The organism is Isoptericola dokdonensis DS-3 (assembly GCF_001636295.1).
Taxonomy (GTDB): Bacteria; Actinomycetota; Actinomycetes; order Actinomycetales; family Cellulomonadaceae; genus Isoptericola; species Isoptericola dokdonensis.
The window spans coordinates 683,889-704,746 of record NZ_CP014209.1; the positions used below are offsets into that span (position 1 = coordinate 683,889).

Here is a 20,858-nt window from a genome sequence, read left to right on the forward strand (position 1 = left end):
GGGCTCATCCTCGCGCTTGGCACACTTTTCTCCGAGCATCGGTCCGGCGTGTCGCCGATAGCCTCGTGCCGTGAGCTCCATACCGACGCCCGATGCCGACCTGCCGTCGACCCTGGGGAGGGTCGTCGAGCACGAGCTCGTGGTCAAGCGGTCACGCTTCCTGGCCCACCTGGCACCGGTGCGCACCCAGGACGAGGCCGACGACGTCGTCGCCCGGGTGCGCAAGCGGCACTGGGACGCCCGGCACCACTGCGTCGCCGTCGTGCTCGGCACCCACGCGGACACCCGGCGCTCGACCGACGACGGCGAGCCGTCCGGCACCGCCGGGGTGCCGATGCTCGAGGTGCTGCGGCACCGCCGCACCACCGACGTGGTGGCGGTCGTCACCCGCTGGTTCGGCGGCGTCCTGCTCGGCGCGGGCGGGCTGGTGCGCGCCTACTCGGGAGCCGTCGCGGCCGCGCTCGACGACGCCGACCGGGGCGGCCTCGTCCTGGACCGGCGGCGGCTCGTCGAGGTGGCCCTCGACGTGCCGCACGCCGACGCGGGGCGGGTGGAGCACCTCCTGCGCGACTGGGCCACGCACCATGACGCCGTCGTCGAGGACACCCTCTACGCGGCGACGGCGCGGCTGCGGCTGCTCGTCCCGCCGGCTGCGCTGGACAGCCTCGGCGCGGACGTCGGGGCCGTCGGCGCCGGGACGCTGCGCCCCGAGATCGGGGCGCAGCGGGTGGTCGACGTCAGGCGATCCCGGACTCCGTGACCGTCGCGCCGTCTGGGACGGTGCCCGCTCCCCCGTCCGGGGCGGGCAGCGCGGCGTCCCCCTGCACGACGACGTCCGCGCCGAACGTCCAGTCGCCGTCGACGGCCAGCCCGGAGGCCCTGCGCAGCGACGGCGCGCCGGCCGGGAAGCGCGCGTCGAACGCACCGATCGTCTTGTAGTCCTTCGACAGCTGCACGAGCGGCGCGGGCACCTGCGCGACCACGCGGTACGCGTCGGTGAGCTCGTAGACGTCCGAGCGCAGCAGCAGCAGGTCGTTCGTCGTCTTCACCGGCAGGAACCGCTCACGGCCCACCTCGATGGCGGTGGCGCCCTCGAACACCGCGACCGCCGCACCCATCGCGGACTCGATCTGCACGACCTCGGGCGACGCGGGGTCCGTCGGGTCGACCGTCTTGGCGTTGCGGATGAGCGGGAGCTCGAGCACCCCTCCGGTCCGGTCCAGCTCGGCGGCCAGGGCCTCCAGGTCGAACCACAGGTTGTTCGTGTGGAAGTACCGGTGCCGCGTCGGGTCGAGCGAGACCTCGACGTCGTCGGGATGGGTCTGGGCGGTCTCGCGCTGGATGATCCGTCCGTCGGCCTTGCGGACCACCAGCTGGCCGCCCTTGACGTCGGCCGGCGTCTTGAGGCACATCTCGGCGGCGTACGGGGCGCCGGACGCGGCGAACCACGCCGCGATCTCGGCGTCGGGGGCGGCGCCCAGGTTGTCGGAGTTCGAGACGCTCGCGTAGCGGAAGCCCGCGTCCAGGAGTGCGCGGACGATCCCGTGGGCGTGCAGCGCCGGGTACAGGTCGCCGTGGCCCGGCGGGCACCACTCGAGGGTCGGGTCGGCGGGCCAGTCGACGGGCTCGAGAGTGTCGGCCGCCAGCTTCGGCTCGCGGTTCTGCAGGAAGTCCAGCGGCAGCCCCTCGACCGCGACGTCGTCGTAGGGCGCCAGCGCCGCCAGGGTGTCGTCCTGGGTGCGGAACGAGTTCATGAGCACCAGCGGCAGCCGGGCGCCCGTCGCGGCCCGCGCCGCCCGGACCTGGCGGACGATGACGTCCAGGAACGTCAGGTCCTCGCCGTCCTCGGTGCGGCGCACCGTGAGCAGCGACTTGGCCCGGTCCATGCCCATCGACGTGCCGAGTCCGCCGTTGAGCTTGATGATCGCGGTGCGCGCGAGCGCGGCGCCGGCCTCGTCCGGGCCGACGGTCAGGTCGGCGGCGCGGGGCAGGTCCGACAGCGGCTCGACGTCGGCCTCGCGCACGTACCCGCTGACGTCCTCCTCCAGCAGCCGGTAGAACCGCGTGAACACGTCCACCGCGGCGGGCACGACGCCCGCGTCGCGCATCTTGTCCTGGGCCAGCTCGAGTCCGCGTTCGCTCATGCCCGCACCCTAACCGGCGCGCGTGACGCCCGGGTGAACGGCCCGCGACACGTTCGGCGCGAGCCGCCGGACGGCCGTCACTCGAAGGGCGCCGGGTCCCCCGCGCCGACGCGGACCACCTCCGGGTAGCCGGCGGAGAAGTCGACGACGGTGGTCGGCGCCGCCACGACCTCGCCGGACTCCACCACGACGTCGACGACGTGGTCGAGGGCGTCCGCGACCTCCCAGCCCTGCGTCATCGGCTCGGTGTGGTCCGGCAGGATGAGGGTCGAGCTGAGCAGCGGCTCGCCCAGCCCGTCGAGCAGCGCCCGCACGACGCGCGAGTCGGGGATCCGCACGCCCACGGTCTTCTTCTTCGGGTGCGCGAGTCGCCGCGGCACCTCGGGGGTCGCGGGCAGGACGAACGTGTACGGGCCCGGGGTGGCGGCCTTGATCGCCCGGAACTCGGCGTTGTCGAGCCGGACGAGCTGGCCGAGCTGGGCGAAGCTCGAGCAGACGAGCGTGAAGTGGTGCCGGGCGTCCAGCCGCCGGATCTGCCGGATCCGTTCGGTGCCGTCGTGCTGGCCGACCTGGCAGCCGAGGGCGTACCCCGAGTCGGTCGGGTAGGCGATGAGCGCCCCGTCGCGCAGGGCGTCCACGACCTGCTGCACGGCCCGGGGCTGGGGGTCGGTCGGGTGGATGTCGACGACGCGTGCCATCCGGCCACACTACGCCGGAACGGTCGCCCCGGTGCTGGTCAGCGCGCGCAGCAGCTCGTCGGACGACGCGTTCCCGCCGCTGCACATCACGCCGACCCGGCGTCCGGCGAAGCGCGCGGGGTGCGCGAGCACGGCCGCGAGCGCCGCCGCGCCGGCCCCCTCGGCGACGGTGCGGCCCGCGGTGAGGTAGGCGTGCTGGGCCTGCGAGATCGCGTCGTCGTCGACGAGGAGGAAGTCGGTCAGTCCCGCGCGCAGCAGCTCCTGGGTGAGGGCGAAGCCCCGGCCGGTGGCGAGCCCTTCGGCGCGGGTGGCGATCGGGCGGGTGACGAGCTGCCCGGTGCGCCACGAGTCGTGGGCGGCGGGGGCGCCGGCGGCCTGCACGCCGATCACCTCGACGTGCGGGGCGAGGGCCGTGGTGACGAGGCAGGCGGCTGCCGCGCCCGATCCGCCGCCGACGGGCACGACGAGCACGTCGAGGTCGTCGGTGTCCTCGAGGAGCTCGAGGGTGGCGGTGGCCACGCCGGCGACGAGGTCGGGTTCGTCGGCGGCGCTGACGAGGCGGGCCCCGCTCTCGGCGGCCAGCTCGCCCGCGTGCGCCGCGGCGGTGGTGAGGTCGGGCCCGTGGAGGACGACGTCGGCGCCGAGCGCCCGCACCGCGCGCTCCTTGACGGGGTTGGGGTCGCGCGGCATGACGACGGTGCAGGGCAGGTCGACCTGCCGGGCCGCGTGGGCGAGCGCCTGGGCGTGGTTGCCGGTGGAGTAGGCGACGATGCCGCCGGCGGGCAGGTCGCCGCGCAGGGCGAGGTTGAGCGCGCCGCGGACCTTGAAGGAGCCGGTGCGCTGGAGGTTCTCGTGCTTGACGACGAGCCGGGTCGCGGTGACGCCGGCGGCGTGCGCGACGTCGTCGAGGGCCGGGTAGGTGGTCGCGGGGGTGCGCACGACGTGACCGGCCAGCCGGCGGCGGGCGGCCAGGACGTCGCTCAGGGTGGGCGGCTGCGCGGTCATGGTTCCAGCGTCCCCGAGCCCCATCCATCGGTCCAATACGTAGTTTCTCGTCGATGCATCGTCTGCGTCGATCGGTCGTAGGCTGGACGCATGACCGACGTCCCTCCCCCGGCCGCCCAGCTCGACCTCACCCGGCTGCGGGTCCTGGCCGCCGTCGCCCGGACGGGGTCGGTGACCGCGGCCGCGCGCGAGCTGCACTACGCCCAGCCCTCGGTCAGCCACCACCTGTCCCGGCTGGAGGCCGAGGCAGGCATCCCGCTGCTGGAGCGGGCGGGTCGCGGGGTGCGTCTCACCGAGGCGGGGCGGATGCTCGCGGAGCGGGCCGAGGAGATCATCGCCCGCGTGGCGGCCGCGCAGCGTGAGCTGGACGCGCTGGCCGGCCTGCGCGCCGGGCGGGTACGGCTCGCCGCGTTCCCGTCGGCGCTGGCGACCGTGGTGCCCGCCGCCGTGCAGGGGCTGCGCGCGGCCCACCCCGGGCTCGGCGTCACGCTGGTCGAGGCCGAGCCGCCAGAGGCCGTCGCCGCCCTGCGGTCCGGGGAGGTGGACGTCGCGGTCGTCTTCGAGCACCCCGACGTGCGGCACGCCCGCAGCGTCGACGACCTGTCGCCGTTCCGCGTCACCCCGGTGCTGGCGGACTCCGTGCACCTGGTGACCGCTCCGGACGGCGCTCCGACCGGAGCGGACGAGGGCCCCGGTGCGGGCGCGCCGTCCACGGACGACGACGCCGCCGGCACCGCGCTGCTGCGCCGCCATGCCGAGGCGACCTGGATCGCGGGCTGCGAGCGCTGCCGCGCGGACCTGGTGGCCCGGTGCGCGACGGCCGGGTACGCGCCGCGCATCTCGTTCGAGACGGACGACTACGTCGCCGTGCAGGCGCTGGTCGCCGCCGGCGCGGGCGTGAGCCTGCTGCCGGGGCTGGCCCTGCGCGCCCACCGGCACCCCGACGTCGCCACGCACCCCGTCCCGGGGGCGCGGCGCGACGTGCTCGCCCTCACGGTCGGGGAGCCGTCGCCGCCCGCCCGGGCGCTCGTCGAGCAGCTCGTCGCCACGGTCGGCTGACCGGGCCGGGCCCGCCCGCGGGGCGCCCCGCCGACCTCGGGGCGCCGGCGGGACCGCTCAGGCGATGGAGGCCCGCCAGGCCGCGTCCAGCGCGGCGTACCGGCCGCCGGCCGCGGCGAGGTCCGCCGGGGTGCCGTCCTCGACGACCCGCCCGTGCTCCATGACCAGGACCCGGTCGGCGATCTCGACGGTGGACAGCCGGTGCGCGATGACGAGGGCGGTGCGGTCGGCGAGCAGGGTGCGCAGGCCGCGCTGCACGAGCCGCTCCCCCGGCAGGTCGAGGGAGCTGGTGGCCTCGTCGAGGACGAGCACCGCCGGGTCGGCGAGGAACGCCCGGGCGAAGCTGATGAGCTGCCGCTGTCCGGCCGACACCCGCCCGCCACGCTTGTTGACGTCCGTGTCGTACCCGTCGGGAAGCGACGCGACGAAGTCGTGCACGCCCACCGCGCGGGCGGCCGCCTCGATCTCGGCGTCCGTGGCGTCGGGCCGCCCCAGGGCGATGTTCTCCCGCACGGACCCGCTGAACAGGTACGCCTCCTGGGTGACCATGACGACGGCCCGGCGCAGGTCCGTGGTGGACAGGTCGCGCAGGTCCACGCCGTCGAGCGTCACGGCGCCGGCCGACGGGTCGTAGAACCGTGTCACCAGCTTCGCCACGGTGGACTTGCCGGCGCCGGTCGTGCCCAGCAGGGCGACGGTCTGCCCGGCGGGCAGGTGCAGGTCGAGGTCCGGCAGCACCACCGGGCCCGCGCCGTACCGGAAGGTGACGTCCGCGAGGCGCACGTCGCCGCGGGCGGCGCCCAGCGGCACCGGTCGGCGCGGTTCGGCGACCGTGGGCTCCTCGGCGAGCAGCCCCGACACCTTCTCCAGGGCCGCCACCGCGGACTGCAGCGCGTTGTAGAACATGCCGAGCTGCTGGATCGGCTGGAAGAAGCGCTTGACGTAGAGCAGCACGGCCACCAGCGCGCCGACGTCGAGGGTCCCCTCCACGACCCGCCAGCCACCGAGGGCGAGGGCGACGGCGACGGTCACGTTGCCGATGAGGACCAGGCCCGGCTGGTAGCGGCCGTTGACGCCGAAGATCCGCAGGTTCGCGTCGCGGTACTCCTCGCCGAGGCGGGCGTACTCGGCCTCCGAGGCGCGCTCGCCCCGGAACGCCTGCACGGCGCGCATGCCCGTCATCGTCTCGACGAACCGGACGATGAGGCGCGCCGACGCCGTGCGCTGCTCGCGGTAGAACAGCTGGGAGCGGCGCTGGAACCAGCGCGTGAGGAACCAGGCGGGCACGAGGGCGCACACCAGGACGAGGCCGGAGCGCCAGTCCACCCAGAACAGGGCCGCGCCGGTGAACACCATGAGCATGAGCGACGACACCACGCCCGTGAGCCCGCCGTCGAAGAGCTCGCGCAGCGCCTCCAGGTCGGACGTCTGGCGGCTGATGACCCGCCCGGAGGTGTACGACTCGTGGAACTCCAGCGAGAGCCGCTGGGTGTGCCGGAACACGCGGCGTCGCAGCTCCAGCAGGACGCTCTGCGCGACGCGCGACGCGGCGCGCACGTACGCGCCCGCGCAGATCCCGCCGAGGACGGCGGCGAGCAGGTAGGCGCCGCCGACGACGACCAGGGTCGTGGGGTCCCCGTCGGTGAGGGCGGGCAGCGCGGTGTCGATGGCGGCCTGGACCAGCAGGGGTCCGGCCACCTGGCCGACCGTGCTGACCACGACCAGCAGGCCCGCCCACGCGAGCTGCCGGCCACGCGGGCGCAGCAGCCCGCCGAGCAGCGCGAGGGAGCGAGCCCGCACGGCCCGCGAGGCGGCGGCGTCGAGCGTGGTGGCGTCGTCGGCGGCGGCCGTCGTGGCGCGCCGGTCGGTGGGTGCGGTCACGAGCGGACCTCCGTGGTGTCCTCGCGGTGGGCCCAGTCGTCCTCCAGCGAGGCGATGACGTGGCGGTAGTGGGCGTCGGTGGCGAGCAGCTCGCGGTGCGTCCCGACGGCGGTGACGCGGCCGTCGGCGAGGACGGCCACGCGGTCGGCGAGCGCCACGGTCGAGGAGCGGTGGGCGATGACGAGGCTGGTGGTGCCGGCGAGCACCCGGCGCAGCCGCTCGGTGACGGCCTCCTCGGTGGCGACGTCCAGGGCGGACAGCGGGTCGTCCAGGACGAGGACGCGGGGCCGGGCGGCGATGGCGCGGGCGAGCGCGAGGCGCTGCCGCTGCCCGCCGGACAGCGAGTGGCCCTCCTCCCCGACGAGGGTGTCGACGCCCTGGGGCAGGTCGCGCACGAACTGCGCCTGGGCGATGTCGAGCGACTCGCGCAGGAGCCGGTCGCGGGTGTCGGCGGGCAGGTCGGGGTCGACGCCGAGCAGGACGTTGTCGCGCACGGACGCCGAGAACAGGGTGGGGTCCTCGAAGGCGACGGCCACCGCACGGCGCACGTCCTGGCGGCGCATCGCGCGCACGTCCACGCCGTCGAGGAGCACGGCGCCGGCGGTGACGTCGTGGATGCGCGGGACGAGCAGCGCGAGCGTCGACTTGCCGGAGCCGGTGAGCCCGACCAGCGCCGTGCTGGTCCCGGCCGGCAGGTCGAGGTCGAGGTGCTGCAGGACGGGCGGGCCGTCGGGGTGGGCGAAGGTGACGTCGCGCAGGGTGACGTGCCCCTCGACGTCGGCGGGCTCCACCGGGTCCGCGGGGTCGGTGAGCGGGTTCGGGGTGTCGAGCACCTGGAAGAAGCGGTCGACGGCGGAGCGGGCGTTGAGGGTCATCGACAGGGTCTGACCGAGGTCGACGACGGGCCCGTTGATGACGGCAGCGGTGAGGAAGAAGGCGGCGAGCGCGCCGACGGTGATCTGGCCGGTGGAGGCGAGCCACACGCCCAGCACGAGGCACGCGGCGAGCGTGGCCTCGGGGATGAGCTGGAGAGAGGTGGTGACGGTCGCCTGGTTGGAGGCCTTGCGCAGCTCGGTGCGCCGCAGCTCCTCGGCCTGCCCGGTGAACGAGTCGAGGGCCTCGCGGTGCCGGCCGAACGCCTTGAGCACGCGGATCCCGTGGACCGACTCCTCGACGGTGTTGGCGAGGTCGCCGGACTGGTCCTGGGACAGGCGGGCGATGACGCGGTAGCGGCGGGAGAACCGGAACGCGATGACGGTGACGGGGATCGCGCCGGCGAGGTAGACCAGGCCCAGCCACCCGGCGGTGGTCACGAGGAACCCGACGCCGACGACGATCGTGATGGTCGACACCACGAGCTGCAGCAGGCCGAACACGAGCCAGCGGCGCAGGAGGCCCAGGTCGCCCATGGACCGGCTGAGGAGCTGCCCGCCGGGCCAGCGGTCGTGGAAGGCGGCGGGCAGGTCCTGCAGGTGCCGGAACAGGGCGATCCGCAGCGCGGCCTCGACCCGGGTGCCGGGGTACATGACGAGGTTGCGGCGCAGCAGCACCAGGCCGGCCTCGGCCAGGCCGAGGGCGAGGACGGCGAGCGTGGGGCCGACGAGGGCGGTGTGGTCGCCGGTGGCGACGCCGTCCGCGAGCGGTCCCTCGACGAGCGCCTGGAGGACGCGCGGGATCGCGAGCGCGGCGAGGCTGGCGCCGAGGGCGGCGAGCATGCCGCCGAGCAGGCGCGGCAGCGCGGGTCGGACGAACGGCAGGAGGCGGCGGAGCGAGGCGACGGTGCTCAGCTCGGAGCCGACGGGGGCGGGGGGTGCGGTGGGACCCGGTCTGCCGGGATCGGTGGTGGGGGGCATCGGGGTCCATTGTGGCACCGCGCACCCTCACTGTTGCCCCGGCACACCGGGACCCGGGTAACCGCTTCCCGGGGTCGTCCCGACCGCGGTCGCCGTGCCGCCGCACCGTCCGGAGCCCGTACGATGCCGGGCATGGGTGGAGCAGCTGTCGTCGGACTGGTCACGGGTGCGGTGCTGGTGGTGACGGTGCTGGTGGCCGTCGTGGTCTGGTCCGTGCGGCGCCGTCGCGGGCGCGCCGCCGACGCCGCGGCCGAGCTCGACCGGCTCGGCGTCCGGGCCGGGTCCGCGCTGGTGCGCGCCGACGAGCGCGCCCGGCTCGCCGAGGACGAGCTCGCGTTCGCCGAGGCCGAGCTCGGCACCGAGGCGACGGCCGATCTCGCCGGGCACGTGCGCCGGGCCCGCGAGCACGTCGGCGAGGCGTTCCACCTCAACCAGCTCCTGCACGACCACGTCCCCGACACCGACGCGGAGCGACGCGAGTGGTCGGCGCGGATCGTCGGGCTGTGCACCGACGCCGAGGCGGTGCTCGACTCCCTCGAGTCCGGTCTCGCCGAGCGGCGCCGCACCGCGCGGGCGACCCCGGCGGCGCTGGACCGCATCGCCGCGGAGGTCGAGAAGGTCCGCGGCGCCGTCCCTGCCGCGCGCGACGACGTCGCCGAGCTCGCCACCCGCTACGCGCCGTCCGCGCTGCGCCCGGTCGCCGACAACCCGGCCCAGGCGGACCGGCTGCTGGAGTTCGCCGGCCGGGGCCTCGCCGCGGCACGCCGCAAGCTGGACGACGGCGAGCCCACGCAGGCCGCGGCGACCGCCCGGGCCGCCGAGGAGTCGGTCAACCGCGCCCAGGGGCTGCTCAAGGCGGTCCGCGACTTCGAGGCGGACGCCCTCACGGCCGAGGCGGCCCTGGGCGCGATGGTCGCCGAGTCCCGCAGCGAGCTCGCCCAGGCCCGTGCCCTGCCCGCCCCCCAGCGCGCCGGCGCGGTCGACGCCGCAGCCACGGCCCTGCAGTCCGCGCTCGACGCGCTGCCCGCACCCGGCGCCCCGCAGGACCCGGTCGGCTCCCTCACCCAGGTGCGCCAGGCGAACACCGCGCTCGACGACGCCGTGCGCCGCCGCCTGGAGGCCGACGACCGCGCCCGCCGCGCCACGGCGCAGCTCGCCCCCGCCCTGGACGACGCCGAGCGCCAGGTGGCCGCGGCACGTGCCGTCGTCGACGACTACCGCGCCCCGGTCGGCCCCGACGCCCGCACCCGGCTGGCCGAGGCGCAGCGCGAGCTGTCCGCCGCGCGGTCCCTGTCCGAGCCCGAGCGCGCGGTCGACGCCGCACGCCGCGCCGCCGCCCTCGCCGCGGAGGCGGCGACCCTCGCCCACCGCGACATCGCCCGCACCCACCACGGCCAGTCGTGGGGCACGCAGCACGCCGGCCACCGCCCCCGCGGCGGCGGCATGGGCGGCATGGGCGGTACCGGTGCCTTCGGGGCCGTGCTGGGCGGCATGGTGCTCGGCGGGATCCTCGACGACATCGGCGACATGGGCGATCTCTTCGACTGACCGACCCCGGCCCGCGCACCGGCGATTGTGCCGATGCCCCCGGGCCGGAGCGTCCCGCACGCTGGCGGAGCAGCCACGGCACGCGCCGCCGGCCCGGCGTCACCGACGACGCCCGGGTGGGTGCGTGCCCCGTCAGAGAGGACGACACGTGCAGCACTCCACGAGCACCCTGAGGGTGCGTCACCGCATGTCCGGGATCCTGGCCTCGCTCGCCGTCGCCGTCGGCGTCGGCGTCCTCGCCGGCCCCGGGGCCACCGCCGCGGACAACCCCTTCGAGCGCGGTCCCGCGCCGTCGGAGTCGAGCATCGAGGCGTCGCGCGGCTCGTACCAGGTCTCCACCCGCAACGTCTCGAGCCTCGTCACCGGGTTCGGCGGCGGCACGATCCACTACCCGACGACCCGCGCGGACGGCACGTTCGGCGCGGTCGTCGTCTCCCCCGGCTACACCGGCACCGAGAGCTCGATATCCTGGCTCGGCCCACGCCTCTCGTCCCAGGGGTTCGTGGTGCTGACGATGGCCACGAACTCGGTCTACGACCAGCCGGACTCCCGCGCCACCCAGCTCCAGGCCGCGCTGGACTACCTGACGAGCTCGTCCAGCGGGGTGGCCGACCGCGTCGACGCCGGCCGGCTCGCCCTCATGGGCCACTCCATGGGCGGCGGGGGCACCCTGCGGGCCGTGGAGGAGAACCCGGCGATCAAGGCCGCGATCCCCATGACCCCGTGGCACACGGACAAGACGTGGGGCCAGGTGAGCACGCCGACGCTGATCTTCGGCGCCGAGTACGACACGATCGCCCCGCACGGGACCCACGCCGAGCTGTTCTACGGCTCCCTGCCCTCCGGCCTGGACAAGGCGTACCTGGAGCTGAACGGTGCGTCCCACTTCGCGCCGAACACGAACGACACCACGATCGCGAAGTACTCGATCGCCTGGCTCAAGCGGTTCGTCGACGACGACACCCGGTACACCCAGTTCCTGTGCCCCGGTCCCTCGTTCCTCGACCTCGACGTCGAGAAGTACTCCGCCACCTGCCCGTTCTGAGACGCACGCCCCGGGGTCGCGACGTCGTCGCGGCCCCGCGGTGTGCACCGGCACAGTCCGCGCAGGACGCCCGGTCGGGCGGTCCCTACGCTCGGCCCATGTCCGCGACGACGCCGACCCTGCCCTCGGGCCCCTCCGCCCTGGACCGTGGGCTGCGACTGACCGCCCGTGGCCCGGCGCCCGACGCGTGGGCGAGCCTCGTCGTGGCGCGGGACGCACCGTCGGCGACGCCCGCCGAGTCCCTCACCGCTGCCCTCGCGGCCGCGGACGTCGCGTGGGCGGCCGGCGACCATCCCGGCTGCGTGGCGGCCGTGGAGGCGGCGCTGCACGTCGTGGGCGACGAGCCCGGGTTCCTCGCCGACCACCTGACCGGCATGCTGGCGCTGCTCGCCGAGCGCCGCCGGGACGCGGTGGGGCCGCTGCGCCGGGCGGTGACCACGGGGCTGGCCAGCACGAGCCCGCAGGTGCTGGTGCGGTGCTCCGGCACCGCGCTGCTGCTGGGCGACGTCCGGGCGGCGGCCCGGGCCGCCGCCCTCGCCCTCGCCGTGAGCCGCGCGCACCAGGACGCCGGCACGGCGGTCCGCGCGGTCGAGCAGCTCGCCTACGCCGAGCTGCGCGCCGGGCACCACGCGCTCGCGCGCGAGCACGCCACCGCCGGTCTGCGCGCGGCCCGGCGGTCCAGCCTGCTCAACGCGACGGCGCACCACCACGCCGTGCTGGCGCTGGTGGCGTCCGTCCAGGACACCGCCGCGACGACACGCCGCCACGCGGCGGCCGCGACGACGATCGCCCGGCGGCACGGCCTGGCCCAGCCGGTGACGCTGGCGCAGTGGGCGCTGGCGCGGGTCGAGCTGCGCCAGGGGGACGCCGGTGCCGCGGCCGACCGGCTGCGGACGCTGCTGGACGGGGCGGGCGGCGGCGCGCACTTCGCGCTGCGGGGGCTCGTCCTGCCGACCTGGGTCGAGGCCGCGGTCGCGGCGGGTGCCGCGCAGGACGCCCGCGGGCTGCTGCCGGAGCTGGAGCGCTGGGCGGAGCAGGCCGCCGACCCGCAGACGCCCGCGCTCGTGCTGCGGTCGCGCGCCCTGCTCGCCGCGACCGACGAGGCTCACGACCTCTTCGAGCGGGCGCACGCCGCCCACCGGGACGCCGAGGGCGACTTCGAGCGCGCCCGGACCCTGCTGCTGCACGGCCGGTGGCTGCGTGGGCGGCGCCGCCCGGCGGACGCGCGCGACCGGCTCCGGACGGCGCTGACGCTCTTCGACCGGTGCGGGGCACCACCGTGGGCCGCTGCCGCTCGCGCCGAGCTCCGGTCGGCCGGGGCGGCGCGCGCCGACGACCCGGTCGGCGCCGGCCCGGGCGCGCTGGGGGCGCTGACACCGCACCAGCAGCGCATCGCCCGGCTCGTGGCCGCCGGGGGTACCAACCGCGAGATCGCCGCTCGCCTGTCGGTCAGCGTGCGCACCGTGGACTGCCACCTGCGCAACGTCTTCGTGGCGCTCGGCGTGCGGTCCCGGGTCGAGCTGGCGCGCCTGGTCCCCGCCGAGGACGCCTAGAGACCGACTGGACGGTATGCGATGATCGGCGGGCGCCACCGCCGTCGCACCCCGGGAGGGAACATGCCGTCCGCACCGACCGTCCTGCCCCGCCCCGACCGGGCAGCTCCCGTCCCGGCGGGACGCCCCGCCGCACCCGCCCTGCCCGGGCCGGTCCGCCGGCCGGGGCACCCCGACCGCTCCCGGCACCAGCTCGTCGGGCACCTGCTCGACGGGACCTGCCGCACCGGGGACGTACCGTGGATCGCCGCGCGGCTCGGCCTGCCCGTCCACGGGAGGTACACCGTGGTCGCCCTCGCCGGCGGCTCGGCCGCCGCGAGGATCGCCGCCCGCACGCTCGTCGAGGGGCCCGCGCACTGGCACACGACCGCCTCGGGCGCCTACGGGATCGTCGGCGGCACCGCGCCCCTGCGTCCCGACCCGCTGCCCCCGGGCGTCCGGCTCGGCGTCGGGCTCGGCGCACGGGGGCTCGCCCGCGTGGCGCAGGACCGCCGCCGCGCCGACCTCGCCCTGGCGGTGGGGGGCGCCGGTGTCGTCCGCCTCGGCGAGCACCTGCCGGCGGCGCTCGTCGCCGGCGACCACGAGCTCGGCACCCTGCTGGCCCTGCGCGTCCTCGGCCCCGTCCTCGCCACGGGCGACGAGGCGGAGGTCCTCCTGCGCACGCTGGAGACCTGGCTGGACGCCGACGGGTCCACCCGGACCTGCGCCGACCGGCTCGGCTGCCATCGCAACACGGTCACCAACCGGCTGCACCGGATCGAACGGCTCACCGGGCACCGCGTCGACCGCCCGCGCGACGTCGTCGAGCTCGCGCTCGCGCTCGCCCGGGCCCGCTCGGGACCGCTGCCGCCGGCGGCCGCCACCACCGGACCCTGACGCCGCCGCCCGACGTCCCGGCGCCGTCGCCTACCGCCCCGGCGCCGTCGACACCTCGCTCGACACCCCCGTCGGCGGCACCGGGACGGGCCGCAGGTGCACGAGGTGGTCGACCGGCCCGCGGCCCGACCCGACGTCCAGGCCCGGCCCGGCGCGCAGGGCGGCCGTCAGCCACTCCTTGGTCGCCGCGAGCGCCGCCGCCCAGTCGCCCCCGGCGGCGTACCGGGTGGCGAGCCCGCTGGACAGCGAGCAGCCGGTGCCGTGCCCGGCGGTGGTGACGACGCGGGGGGCGGTGAGCTCGACGAGGACTCCCCCGGGTCCGACGAGCGCGTCGGGGGCGAGCGGGCCGTCGAGGTGGCCGCCCTTGGCGACGACGAGCACGCGATGACGGGCGGCCAGCGCCGTCGCCTGGTCGAGCGCGGTGGCCCAGTCGGCGGCGACGGGCGCGCCGAGCAGGGTGGCCAGCTCGGGCAGGTTGGGCGTGACGACGTCGGCCTGGGTGAGCAGGGCACGGACGGCGTCCTCGGCGCGGCGGTCGAGGAGCCGGTCGCCGGAGGTGGCGACCATGACCGGGTCGAGCACGACCGGCGGACGCGTGTCGCCCAGCGCGCCGAGCCAGTCCGCCACGACGTCGGCGACGTCGGCGGTGGCGAGCATCCCGATCTTCACCGCGTCGACGGTGACGTCGGCGGTGAGGGTGGAGAGCTGGAGCGCGAGGAACTCCGGGGGCGGGACGTGCACCCCCGTGACGCCGTGGGTGCTCTGTGCCGTGAGGGCGGTGAGCGCGGCCATCCCGTAGCCGCCGGCCGCGGCCACGGACTTGAGGTCGGCCTGGATCCCGGCGCCTCCCGAGGGGTCGGAGCCCGCGACGGCCAGGACGCGGGGCACGGCGGGGCGGGGGCGGGGCAGGAGGGTCATGGGCGACATCCCTTCGTCAGTACGAGCTGCGTCAGGTTCGACGGGTGTGATCTCAGCGCCTGGCGGCGCACCCCGTGCCGGGTGCCACGGTAGCGCGACGAGGGCGGCCGACCTGCCGGTCGACCGCCCTCGTCGGGTCCTGCGGTGGTGGGGTCAGGCGGAGCGGGGCACCACCTGGCCGAGGACGTCGCGCAGCGTGACCACGCCCACGACGGCCGAGCCGTCCACGACGACGGCGAGCTGCTCGCTGGCGCGCCGCATGCCCGCGAGGGCCTCGTGCACCGGCTGCTCCGCGGTGACGGCGTGGACGGGCCGGGCCAGGTCGGCGGCGGCGCGGCCCGGCGGTTCCAGGAGCGTGTCGCGGACGTGCACGACGCGCGGACGACCGGGGTCGTCGGTGGCGACGAGGATCCGCAGGTGCCCCGTGGACCGTGCGGCGTCCTGCACGTCGGCGACGGTCGCCGTCGCCGGCACCGCGGTCGGGACGGCACCGGGCGGGACGAACGACCCGACGGTGCGGGTCGTGAGGTCGATCGCGCCGGCCAGGGGCGAGCGGACGCTGGCGTCGAGCACACCGACCTGCGCGGAGTGCTCCACGAGGTGCCGGATCGTCGCGGCGTCCTGGCCGCCGACGGCGGCGCTCTCGACCGGTTCGACGCCCGCCCGCCGCACGAGCCGGTTGGCGACGTGGTTGGCGAACGCGAGTAGCGGCCGGAAGGGCAGTACGTACCAGCGCGCCGCGGGCGCCACGAGGACGGCGGCCCGCTCGGGGTGCGCGATCGCCCAGGACTTGGGGGCCATCTCGCCCACGACGAGGTGCAGGAAGGTCACGACCAGCAGCGCGAGGGCGAACGACAGGACGTCGGCGACCCAGGCCGGCAGGCCGGTGGCCTCCAGCACGGGCGTGAGCCAGGCGTCGACCGCGGGCTTGGTGACGGCACCGAGCGCGAAGGTGCACACGGTGATCCCGAGCTGGGCCCCGGCGAGCATGGTCGTCAGCTCGTTCGTGGAGCGCAGTGCGGCGCGGGCGCCCCGGCTGGTGGGCGCCGCCTCCTCCAGGCGGTGGCGGCGTGCACCCAGCAGGGCGAACTCGATGATGACGAAGAAGGCGCTGAGGGCGATGAGCGCCGCGGTGGCGCCCAGCACGAACCACGGGTTGCTCATGACCGGTCTCCTTCGAGGTCCGTGCGCGGGTCGTCCGCGCCGGGGGACGGCGCCTCGGCGACCAGGAGCCGGACCCGGGAGGGCACGCGGCGGGCGACGTCGAGCACGTGGGCGCGCAGGACCCGGCGGGGCGGCTCCTCCAGCGCGAGGTCGGCCGGGTCGACGGGCAGGTCGACGTCGACGACGTCGTCGGTCGCCGGCAGCCCGCCCGCGGCGGCGATGAGCAGGCCGGCCAGGGTCTCGAAGTCGCCGCGGGGCAGCTCGTGGCCGATCGACCGCTCGACCTCGTCGAGGTGGGCGTCCCCGGCCGCGAGCCAGGCTCCCGGACCGTCCGCCACCACGTCCTGCGGCTCGGCGGCGTCGTGCTCGTCGGTGATCTCGCCGACGACCTCCTCGGAGAGGTCCTCGACCGTGAGGATGCCGACGAACCCCCCGTACTCGTCGATCACGCAGGCCAGCTCCTGGCCGGCCGACTCGAGCGCGCCGAGCGCGTCGGGCAGCGCCATGAGGGTCGGGACGACGACGGGCGTGCGCGCGACGGTGGTCACCGGGGCGTCGTCGTCGGGGGCGGCGAGCACGTCGAGGAGGTGGACGACGCCGAGGGGCTCGTCGTCGGCGCCCACCACCGGGTACCGGGTGTGGGCGACCGCCATGAGGGCGCGGACCTCACCGACGGTGAGGTCCGGGGCCACGACGTCCACGCGCGAGCGCGGCACCATCGCGTGCTCGACGTCCCGGCTCGGGAAGTCGAGGATGCGGTCGAGCACGATCGACAGGTCGGCCGGCAGGTCTCCGCTGTCCCGGGCGTCGGCGACGATGTGCTCGAGGTCGTCCGCGGTGGCGCTGGAGTCGACGTCGTGGACGGGCTCGATGCGCACGAGGCGCAGCAGCGCGTTCGCGGACCGGTCGAAGACGGTGATGAGCCAGCCGAAGGCCGCGAGGTAGACCTGGGTGGACCGGGCGAGGCGGAGCGCGAGCGGCTCCGGCGCCGCGATGGCGAGGTTCTTGGGGAACAGCTCGCCGAAGATCATCTGCACGATCGTCGAGGCGGCGAGGGCGAGGACCGTGCCGACGGCCACGCTGACGCCGGTCGGCACGCCGACGACGCCGAGCAGCTCACCGAGCGAGTCACCCACCAGCGGTTCGGCGACGTAGCCGACCAGCAGGCCGGTGACGGTGATGCCGAGCTGCGCGCCGGACAGCATGAAGGAGGTCCGCCGGGTCACGGCGAGCGCGCGGCCCGCCGCGGCGTCACCGGCGGCGGCCCGTGCCCCGAGGCGCGACCGGTCCACGGACATGTAGGCGAACTCCTGGGCCACGAAGTAGCCGTTCGCCGCGATGATCGCGCCGATGGCCACGATTCCCGCGAGGAGGGACAGCCAGGTCGTCAGCACGTCGTCCCCTCCCGGTCGGTTCGCGGGACCCGGCAGGGTCGGGGGGTCGGACTGTGACTCTGGTCGCCGTCGGGCGACCCGGTGGTGCTCACGAGCGTTCTCACGCCTCTCTGTCTGATGATGACGATCACCGACATCAACCGACGGCGGCGCCCGGGAGTTCCCGACACCCGCACGCCGCCCGGGCGGCGCGCGGGCCGTCGCGGACGGTCGCCGGGGGCGGGAGGTCAGGAAGCGAGCCGGGGGCTCGACAGCACGAGGCGGAGCACGTTGCGGGCAGTGCGCTGGAGCTCGCCGAGCGTGATGCCGTCCGCGGCGTGCAGGGACGTCAGCAGCGAGCCGTCGCCGTGGCGGTCGTCGCGGTTCCACGCGCCGGGCATGTGGACGTCCACCTGGGCGCGCACGCGGTAGGCGTCGTTGGTCAGCGCCGGGAAGTCGGGGTCCGTGGCGGGGCGCATCCACCAGTCGGTCATGACGGTGCCGGTGTAGCCCCACTCGTCGCGCAGCACGGTGGTCACGAGGTCGTGGTGGTAGTGCGCCCAGACGCCGTTGACCTTGTTGTACGAGGTCATGATCGTGCGCGGCTCGGCGCGCGTCACGCAGATCTCGAAGCCCCGCAGGTAGATCTCGCGCAGCGCCCGCTCGGAGACGCGGGAGTCGTTGTGCTCGCGGTTGGTCTCCTGGTTGTTCGCCGCGAAGTGCTTGGGGCACGCAGCCAGCCCGGCACCCTGGATGCCGTCCACGGTGGCCGCCGCCATGACGCCCGTGACGAGCGGGTCCTCCGAGAAGTACTCGAAGTTGCGGCCGCACAGCGGGTCGCGCTGGATGTTCATGCCCGGCGCGAGCAGGACGTCGGACCCCTTGGCGGCCATCTCGGCACCCAGGAGGGCGTTGAGCTCGCGCACCAGGTCCGGGTTCCACGTCGAGGCCAGTGCCGTGCCGCAGGGCAGCAGCGCCGTGTGCACGGCGAGCCGGATGCCGGCGGGCCCGTCCGTGGTGGTCAGCGGGGCCACGCCCTTGGCCCGCAGCGCGGCGATCGTGCCGCCCAGCGCACCGGCGTTGCCGGCCTCCCCCAGCGGCGAGTCCATCGTGAAGTCGCCGCGCGTCAGCGCCTCGAGCTCGTCGTCGTCGAGCTGGGCGACGAACGCGTCCAGCGTGGCCCGGCCCGCGGCCACGTCCGCCAGCACGATCTCGACGTCGCCCGTGCGCTCCAGCGGCTCCGGCAGCCCCGCCAGGACCCGGTCGCGCCGCGCCACCGTCGCGGTGGGGACCTTCTCGACGCCCTGCACGGCACGGCCGTCCTCGCCCGGGCGCGCCACGACACGCTCGAAGGCGTGCTCCGGCCGCGGGGCCGCGACCTCGCGCAGGGTGCGCACGACCCGCAGCTCCGGCACCTCGACGGCACCCACCGGGTGCGCGGCCCGGACGTCGGCGCCGACGAGCACCTCGTAGGCGCCCGCCTCGAGGACGTAGGCCGACCGGTGCCCGGTGACCCCTGCGTCGTCGTAGGCGGCGACGTCGGTGAGGTCGAAGGTGACCTCGACGCGCTCGGTGGCGCCGGGGCGCAGCCGGCCGGTCTTGGCGAACCCGGCGAGGTGCCGGGCGGGACGCCCGAGCAGCCCGTGGGGGGCCCGGACGTAGACCTGGACGACCTCGGTGCCGTCGTGGTCGCCGGTGTTGGCGACCTCTGCGGTCACGGTGACGGTGTCCCCGTCGGCGGCGACGGCCACGTCCCGGACGTCGAGGCTCGTGTACGACAGCCCGAACCCGAACGGGTAGAGCACCGTCTGCGGGGCGAACGTCTCGAACCACCGGTAGCCGACGTAGACGTCCTCGACGTACTCGTTGTACTCCTCGGCACCGAAGTTCTCGTGCGTGGGGTAGTCCTCGTAACGGGTCGCGATCGTGGACGTCAGGCGGCCGCCCGCGGGCACCGCGCCGGTGAGGACGTCGACGACGGCCCGCCCGGACTCCATCCCGCCCTGCCAGGCGAGCACGACGGCGTCCAGCGCCTCGTCGCGGGTCCAGGCGAGGTCGATCACGTTGCCGGTGTCCACGACGACGACCGTCCGGTCGAAGGCCGCGCCGACGCGGGCGAGCAGGGTCCGCTCGTCGTCGGTGAGGTAGAAGCTGCCCGGCTCGAGCGCCTGCTCGCGGGCCTCCCCCGCGGCACGGCCGACGACGACGACGGCCAGCCCGGAGCGCGCGGCGACCTCGGCGATCTCCGCCTCGGTCAGCGGCATCTCCGGGTGCGAGCGCGGCCAGGTGCCCCACTCGGGCTCCGCCTCCACCGCGTGCGCGGCGCTCCACTCCTCGTAGCGTGCGGCGAGAGCCTCGTCGACCTGGACGGCCGGGTCGGCGCGCAGCGCGTCGAGCAGGTTCCAGGAGTAGGGCGGGCGGACGTCGCCGCCGGATCCGTACCCGACGGCGAACCAGTCGACCTGCACGCGCCCGAACACCGCGATGGGAGCGCTCTCAGCGAGCGGCAGGACCCCACCCTCGTTCTTCAGCAGCACGATGCCCTCGGCCGCCGCCCGCCGGGAGACCTCGCCGAGACCGTCGGGGATCCACGTGTCGTCGGACCTCAGCTGCACGCGCCCCTGGGCGAGCTGGTCCTCGCTGGCGACCTGACCGATTCCTGCACTGCGCTCGTTCACGCCGAGAACTGTACGCGGCGCGCCACCTTCCGACATCTTCGCAGGTCACGCCGCAGGGCGGGCCGGACGGGAGCACCCGTCGACCCGCCCCGCGTCCGGCGTCGGCGGCCGTCAGCCCTCGACGACGGTGACCGTCACGTCGATGTTGCCGCGGGTGGCGTTCGAGTACGGGCAGACCTGCTCGGCGGCGTCCGCCAGCGCCTGGGCCTGCTCGCGCGGCACGTCGGGCACGACGACCTCCAGCTCCACCGCCAGCTCGAAGCCGCCCTCGCCGTTCGACCCGATGTGGACGCGGGCGCCCACGGAGGTGTCGGCGACCGCGACCTTCTGCTGCCGGGCCACCGCCTGGAGCGCGGAGTGGAAGCAGGCGGCGTAGCCGGCGGCGAAGAGCTGCTCCGGGTTGGAACCCTCCCCCGACCCGCCGAGGCCCTTCGGCGGGGCCATCTCGAGGTCGACGCGCCCGTCGTCGGAACGGACGTGCCCGTCCCGGCCGGCGCCGGTGGACAGGGCCTCGGCGGTGTACCCGATGGTCTGGATCATCGTGCTGGTTCCTCTCGTCGTCCGGTCACGCCGGGTTCGGCGTGACGTGCCAGGAAGTCGTTCGCCGCCCGGAGCCGCTCGCGCAGCTCCGCTGCGCCCTGCGGGTCGGGCGGCATGCGCTCTGCGAGGCACCGCTGGACGTCGCCCAGCTCGTCGTGCAGGGCCCGGCCGGCGTCGGTGAGGGTGACGACGACCACCCGCTCGTCGCCGGCCGACCGGTCCCGTCGGACGACGTCGCGTGCCTCGAGCCGCTTGAGCAGCGGTGACAGCGTGCCCGAGTCGAGGTCGAGGACCCGGCCGAGCTCCCCCACCGTCAGACCAGCGCCGGCGTTGCCGCCGAGCGCCGTCACCACGACGTACTGCAGGTAGCTCAGCCTCCAGGGAGCAAGGAGCTCGGCGTACAGCCGCGTGATCCGCCGCTCCAGGGAGTAGACGGCGAAGCACAGCAGCGGGTCGAGCGCGCGGGAGGCGCCGGAGTCGGGCACCCACACACCATTGCACACCATTAGATTGTGCGCAATAC

Annotated in this window: 17 protein-coding genes and 1 riboswitch; of the genes, 6 read left to right on the forward strand and 11 right to left on the reverse strand. The window is 75.8% G+C overall.

Annotation, left to right across the window (positions count from 1 at the left end; all coding sequences use genetic code 11):
- Positions 1-70: 70 nt before the first annotated feature.
- Entirely contained in the window at positions 71-760 is a 690-nt protein-coding gene (locus I598_RS03315) for an IMPACT family protein (RefSeq protein ID WP_232314249.1), read from the forward strand.
- Here I598_RS03315 and I598_RS03320 read toward each other — a convergent pair.
- From I598_RS03320 to I598_RS03330, 3 genes are all read right to left on the reverse strand, one after another.
- Positions 738-2,144 carry a UTP--glucose-1-phosphate uridylyltransferase gene (locus I598_RS03320; RefSeq protein ID WP_068201242.1) on the reverse strand — a complete coding sequence of 469 codons (1,407 nt, stop codon included), beginning with the start codon at positions 2,142-2,144 and terminating at the stop codon, positions 738-740. The genes I598_RS03315 and I598_RS03320 overlap by 23 nt on opposite strands.
- A gap of 77 nt (positions 2,145-2,221) precedes the next feature.
- Complete coding sequence (locus I598_RS03325) at positions 2,222-2,842, reverse strand: L-threonylcarbamoyladenylate synthase (protein WP_068201244.1); 621 nt, start codon at positions 2,840-2,842, stop codon at positions 2,222-2,224.
- A gap of 9 nt (positions 2,843-2,851) precedes the next feature.
- Positions 2,852-3,847, reverse strand: a complete 996-nt coding sequence (locus I598_RS03330; RefSeq protein WP_157557147.1) for a threonine ammonia-lyase — start codon at positions 3,845-3,847, stop codon at positions 2,852-2,854.
- A gap of 90 nt (positions 3,848-3,937) precedes the next feature.
- On the opposite strand from I598_RS03330, the gene I598_RS03335 reads away from it, so the two are divergent.
- Positions 3,938-4,906, forward strand: a complete 969-nt coding sequence (locus I598_RS03335; protein WP_068201248.1) for a LysR family transcriptional regulator — start codon at positions 3,938-3,940, stop codon at positions 4,904-4,906.
- A gap of 57 nt (positions 4,907-4,963) precedes the next feature.
- Here the strand turns inward: I598_RS03335 and I598_RS03340 are convergent, their stop codons facing one another.
- Positions 4,964-6,787, reverse strand: a complete 1,824-nt coding sequence (locus I598_RS03340) for an ABC transporter ATP-binding protein (RefSeq protein WP_068201250.1) — start codon at positions 6,785-6,787, stop codon at positions 4,964-4,966.
- Positions 6,784-8,640: an ABC transporter ATP-binding protein gene (locus I598_RS03345; protein ID WP_068201252.1), complete on the reverse strand. Its 1,857-nt coding sequence runs from the start codon at positions 8,638-8,640 to the stop codon at positions 6,784-6,786. Before I598_RS03345 ends, I598_RS03340 begins: the two co-directional genes overlap by 4 nt.
- 132 nt (positions 8,641-8,772) lie before the next feature.
- On the opposite strand from I598_RS03345, the gene I598_RS03350 reads away from it, so the two are divergent.
- The 4 genes from I598_RS03350 to I598_RS03365 all read left to right on the forward strand — a co-directional run bounded on the left by I598_RS03350 (position 8,773) and on the right by I598_RS03365 (position 13,662).
- On the forward strand, positions 8,773-10,188 hold the full coding sequence (locus I598_RS03350) for a hypothetical protein (protein WP_157557148.1): 1,416 nt from the start codon (positions 8,773-8,775) through the stop codon (positions 10,186-10,188).
- 187 nt (positions 10,189-10,375) lie between these two features.
- A complete protein-coding gene (locus tag I598_RS03355) occupies positions 10,376-11,233 on the forward strand; it encodes an alpha/beta hydrolase family protein (RefSeq protein ID WP_068204856.1) in 858 nt (285 codons plus the stop codon).
- A 98-nt stretch (positions 11,234-11,331) separates the two neighbouring features.
- Positions 11,332-12,786: a LuxR family transcriptional regulator gene (locus I598_RS03360; RefSeq protein ID WP_068201254.1), complete on the forward strand. Its 1,455-nt coding sequence runs from the start codon at positions 11,332-11,334 to the stop codon at positions 12,784-12,786.
- 63 nt (positions 12,787-12,849) lie between these two features.
- The gene (locus I598_RS03365; RefSeq protein ID WP_198155742.1) at positions 12,850-13,662 is read left to right on the forward strand and encodes a PucR family transcriptional regulator; all 813 of its coding nucleotides are present in this window, start codon (positions 12,850-12,852) and stop codon (positions 13,660-13,662) included.
- A gap of 30 nt (positions 13,663-13,692) precedes the next feature.
- On the opposite strand, the gene thiD is transcribed toward I598_RS03365, so the two are convergent.
- From thiD to I598_RS03395, 6 genes are all read right to left on the reverse strand, one after another.
- The gene (gene thiD / locus I598_RS03370) at positions 13,693-14,580 is read right to left on the reverse strand and encodes a bifunctional hydroxymethylpyrimidine kinase/phosphomethylpyrimidine kinase (RefSeq protein ID WP_068201258.1); all 888 of its coding nucleotides are present in this window, start codon (positions 14,578-14,580) and stop codon (positions 13,693-13,695) included.
- Positions 14,572-14,665: riboswitch (TPP riboswitch) on the reverse strand. (Overlaps the previous gene by 9 nt.)
- A gap of 68 nt (positions 14,666-14,733) precedes the next feature.
- A complete protein-coding gene (locus I598_RS03375; protein ID WP_068201260.1) occupies positions 14,734-15,744 on the reverse strand; it encodes a hemolysin family protein in 1,011 nt (336 codons plus the stop codon).
- Positions 15,741-17,138 (reverse strand): hemolysin family protein, encoded by a 1,398-nt coding sequence (locus I598_RS03380; RefSeq protein WP_068201263.1) that lies wholly within the window; start codon positions 17,136-17,138, stop codon positions 15,741-15,743. The genes I598_RS03375 and I598_RS03380 overlap by 4 nt, the downstream gene beginning before the upstream one ends.
- 227 nt (positions 17,139-17,365) lie before the next feature.
- Positions 17,366-19,795, reverse strand: coding sequence for a beta-glucosidase (locus I598_RS03385; RefSeq protein WP_068201265.1), 2,430 nt, complete (start codon positions 19,793-19,795; stop codon positions 17,366-17,368).
- 111 nt (positions 19,796-19,906) lie between these two features.
- Complete coding sequence (locus tag I598_RS03390) at positions 19,907-20,335, reverse strand: organic hydroperoxide resistance protein (RefSeq protein WP_068201267.1); 429 nt, start codon at positions 20,333-20,335, stop codon at positions 19,907-19,909.
- A complete protein-coding gene (locus I598_RS03395; RefSeq protein ID WP_232314250.1) occupies positions 20,332-20,820 on the reverse strand; it encodes a MarR family winged helix-turn-helix transcriptional regulator in 489 nt (162 codons plus the stop codon). Before I598_RS03395 ends, I598_RS03390 begins: the two co-directional genes overlap by 4 nt.
- Between the last annotated feature and the right edge of the window lie 38 nt (positions 20,821-20,858).